Raw genomic sequence first — 4,149 nt, 5'->3', positions numbered from 1 at the left:
CATCCCGTGGGCGTGGGTGAGATCGGCCTGGACAACGCCCTGGAGACACGCAACGACGCGGCCCAGGAAGAGGTTTTTCTGGCCCAGATGGACCTCGCCGCGCGGTATTCCCGGCCCGCGAGCATCCACTGCCGCAAGGCTTTTGGCCGCTTGGCGGAGCTTTTGCGCGGTCTTGCACGCCGACCGCCGTTCATGATGCTCCACGCTTACACCGGCTCTCACGAAATGGTGCCTGTTTTCGAAACTCTGGGCTGCCATATTTCCTTTTGCGCCTCCATCACCCGCCCGGCCAACCGCAAGGCCCGCACGGCCTGCATCCGCGTGTCCCGCGAGCGCCTGCTGGTGGAAACCGACAGCCCGGCCATCGCGCCCCTGGGCGTGGATTTCGAGCGCAACGAACCTTCCTACCTGCCGCTCATCGTCGAAACCCTGGCGGAACTGCGCGGCGAGGACCCGGCCGAGGTCGCCGCGTATACGGCGGCCAATGCGCGGAAGTTTTTCGCCTGTTGTCAAAGGAGCGCGGCATGATGCGTTTTGCCCGGACCATGCAACTTATCGGCGAGGACGGCCTGGCCTGCCTGAACACCGCCACCGTGGCGGTGTTCGGTCTGGGCGCGGTGGGGTCCTATGTGGTCGAGGCCCTGGCCCGGGCCGGGGTGGGGCATCTGGTGCTGTTCGACCACGACACGATCAGCGTTTCCAACATCAATCGCCAGCTCTTTGCCCTGGAATCGACCATCGGCCGCCCCAAGGCCGAGGTGGCCCGCGCGCGGGTTCTGGACATCAATCCGGACTGCGTCGTGGACGCGCGCATTCAGTTCGTGGATGGCGAGAACGTGGCCGTTTTGCTGGAGCCGCGTTTTGACGTGGTCGTGGACTGCATCGACGGGGTCAACTCCAAGGTCAACCTCATTGTCGCGGCCAGGGAAGCGGGTCTGCCCGTGGTGGCCAGCATGGGCGCGGCCGCCAAGCTCGATCCGTCCAAGATCCAGGCCGCGGACATCGCCAAGTCCTTCATGTGCCCCCTGGCCCAGATCATCCGCAAGCGTCTGCGCCGACGGGGCGTGACCAGCGGCGTGCGTTGCGTTTTTTCTACCGAACCGGCCCTGAACAAAAACGAGCCGCTTCTGGACGAGGCACCGGAGCAGGGCGTCAGTGGCCGACCGCGTGCGCCCCTGGGGTCCATTTCGTTTTTGACCGGCATGTTCGGCCTGTACGTGGCCAGCGAAGTCATTCATATCCTCCTGAAATCTCAAGAAGGACCGTCAATCTGACTTTGACGCGGCGTTGACGGGCACAAAAGAAACACCGTATCCCGGCGCGAATAATTCCATATAAATACATCCACACCCAACACCGAGCCGCCCATGCCGACCAGATTCATATATTGCCTTCTGGCCCTATTTTTTCTTTCCTTCTCCGCATATTCCACTGCGGCCGAAAACAAAGCCGGCACCAAACCCGGACCCAAGGCCGCGCCGGTCGTCGCCGGACAGGCAGTGCGCGGCCAAATGCCCATTGTGCTCCCGGCCATCGGCACGGTGGAGGCCAGCGAGGTGGTCGAGATCAAAACCCGCATCACCGGCCTGCTGCGCGCGGTCCACTTCAAGGAAGGCCAGGATGTACGCCAGGGCGCCCCGCTTTTTTCCCTGGACTGCCGCGATCTGGAGGCGGCCCTGCGTGCGGCCCGAGCTGACCTGGATCGCTCCCGCGCCCAGCTGGCCAAGGCTGGAGAAGACAAACGCCGATACGACGACCTGCTGCGCCAGGGCATCATCAGCAAGGACCAGCAGGAAACCACGGCCACGGCACTGAGCGCCCTGCAGGCCGAGATCCGGGCGGGCGAGGCAGCCGTGGAAGCGGCCAGGGTCGAACTGTCCTTCGCGGAAATCCGTTCGCCCATCACTGGCCGTACCGGGGTGCTGCAAGCCCATGCCGGGAACATGATCAAGGCCAATGCCGACACGCCCATGGTCGTCATCTCCAAAGTGGAACCCGTGCATGTGCGCTTTGCCGTGCCCGAGGCCCATCTGCGGGCCATCATGGCCGGGCAGGCCGTAAGACCCCTTGTGGTCCGGGCCAAACCGGCCGGAGCACCCCAGGCCGTTGCCGGAGAATTGTATTTTATCGACAGTGCCGTGGACGCCGGCACCGGGACCATCGCCCTCAAGGCCCGCTTTGCCAACACGGCGCGGACCTTGTGGCCGGGCCAGTTCACCGACGTGACCCTGGACGTGGGCGGCCTTGAAGATGTGGTGTTGGTGCCGGTCCAGGCCGTGATGCCGGGCGCGGAAGGGGAATTCGTCTATGTCATCCGGCCGGACAAGACCGTGGACTACCGGCTGGTCAAAACCGGCCAAAGCCATGACGGCCTTGTGGTGGTGACGTCGGGTCTGGAAGGCGGGGAAAGCGTGGTTCTGGAAGGGCACCTGCGTCTGACGCCGGGCGCGGCCGTGACCATCCGCCCGCAAAAGGGCGACGATTCCGGACCGGCCGCCATGGGTGAGGGTGGGGCCAGGCAATGAACATCGCCGCGCTCTTCATCCGCCGGCCCGTGACCACGACGCTGGTCATGCTGGCCCTGCTGCTTTTCGGAGTCATGAGCTACCGCACCCTGCCGGTCAGCGATCTGCCCACGGTGGACTTTCCGACCATTCTGGTCTCGGCCAGCCTGCCCGGAGCCAGCCCCGAAACCATGGCCTCCAGCGTGGCCACGCCTTTGGAGCGCCAGTTCGCGACCATTGCCGGCATCGACTCCATCAGCTCGTCCAACACCCTGGGCTCGACCCGCATCACCCTGCAGTTCGCTCTGGAGCGGGACATCGACGCGGCGGCCCAGGACGTGCAATCGGCCATTTCCAAGGTCCAGCGCCAGCTGCCGGACGACATGACCAGCCCACCTTCGTACCAGAAAGTCAATCCGGCCGATTCGCCCATTTTTTACGTCAGCCTGGCCTCCAAGACCCTGCCCATGTCCCAGGTCAACGAATACGCGGACACCATCATCGCGCCGCGCATCTCCATGGTCAGCGGCGTGGCCCAGGTCTCGATCTACGGCGCCAAGAAGTACGCGGTGCGCGTCCAGCTCGACCCCAAGGCCCTGACCAGCCGGGACGTGGGTTTGGACGAGGTGGCCGAAGCCATCGACCGTTCCAACGTCAACCTGCCCACGGGCACCCTGTACGGCGACCACACGGCCCTCAATGTCCAGGCCAGCGGCAAGCTCATGGACGCGGCCGCCTTTCGTCCCCTGATCGTTGCCTGGCGCAACGGCGCGCCCGTGCGTCTGGGCGACCTGGGTCAGGTGCTGGACAGCGTCGAAAACGACAAGATCGCCAGTTGGCGTGGCGACACGCGTTCCATCACCCTGGCCGTGCAGCGCCAGCCCGGCACCAACACCGTGGAGGTGGTGGACAACATCCGCAAGCTGTTGCCGACCTTCGCGGATCAGATTCCGGCGTCGATCGAGCTGTCCGTGCTCTATGACCGCTCCGAGTCCATCCGCGAATCCGTGGAGGACGTGAAATTCACCCTGCTGCTGACCATGGGGCTGGTGGTGGCCGTCATCTTCATTTTTCTGCGCAATGTGCGGGCCACGATCATCCCCAGTCTGGCCCTGCCCATGTCCGTGGTCGGGACGTTTGCCGTCATGCATCTGTACGGTTTTTCCCTGGACAACCTGTCCCTCATGGCCCTGACCCTGGCCGTGGGGTTTGTTGTCGACGACGCCATCGTCATGCTGGAAAACATCGTCCGCCATCTGGAAATGGGAAAATCCGTGCTTCAGGCCGCCTTTGACGGGTCCAGGGAAATTTCCTTCACCATTCTGTCCATGACCATCTCCCTGGCCGCGGTGTTCATCCCTGTTCTGTTCATGGGCGGCATTGTGGGCCGGCTGTTCCGGGAGTTCGCGGTGGTCATTTCCGTGGCCATCCTCATTTCCGGATTCGTGTCCCTGAGCCTGACGCCCATGCTCTGCGCCCTGTTTCTGAAGGACACGCACGAGGTTCGGCATGGCGTGGTTTTTCGGACTTCGGAAAGGATTTTTGACGGGCTGCAGAACCTGTATCGGTGGTCCCTGGGCATCTGCCTGCGCCACCACGTGCTGACCTTTGCCGTGTCCCTGGCTGTTCTGGCCGGAACCGTGAT

4 protein-coding genes are annotated in these 4,149 nt (G+C 63.9%); all 4 read left to right on the top strand.

Annotated elements, in window-relative coordinates; all coding sequences use genetic code 11:
• A partial coding sequence (locus EOL86_12405) for a TatD family deoxyribonuclease (GenBank protein NCD26376.1) occupies nt 1-528 on the top strand: 528 nt, incomplete at its 5' end.
• Nucleotides 525-1,274, top strand: coding sequence for a tRNA threonylcarbamoyladenosine dehydratase (locus EOL86_12400; protein ID NCD26375.1), 750 nt, complete (start codon nt 525-527; stop codon nt 1,272-1,274). The genes EOL86_12405 and EOL86_12400, both read left to right, overlap by 4 nt.
• 93 nt (nt 1,275-1,367) lie before the next feature.
• Nucleotides 1,368-2,525, top strand: coding sequence for an efflux RND transporter periplasmic adaptor subunit (locus EOL86_12395; protein ID NCD26374.1), 1,158 nt, complete (start codon nt 1,368-1,370; stop codon nt 2,523-2,525).
• Nucleotides 2,522-4,149, top strand: a 1,628-nt coding sequence (locus EOL86_12390) for an efflux RND transporter permease subunit (protein NCD26373.1), incomplete at its 3' end; no start/stop codon positions are given. The genes EOL86_12395 and EOL86_12390, both read left to right, overlap by 4 nt.

The sequence above is a fragment of the Deltaproteobacteria bacterium genome (assembly GCA_009930495.1).
GTDB lineage: Bacteria > Desulfobacterota > Desulfovibrionia > Desulfovibrionales > Desulfomicrobiaceae > Desulfomicrobium.
Note: the sequence above shows the minus strand (reverse complement) of the source record. Positions and strands in the feature narration are given on the sequence as shown.

Coding starts and splice junctions, on each gene's coding strand:
- EOL86_12395 (NCD26374.1), top strand. CDS start 1,368: ATGCCGACCAGATTCATATATTGCCTTCTGGCCCTATTTTTTCTTTCC.
- EOL86_12400 (NCD26375.1), top strand. CDS start 525: ATGATGCGTTTTGCCCGGACCATGCAACTTATCGGCGAGGACGGCCTG.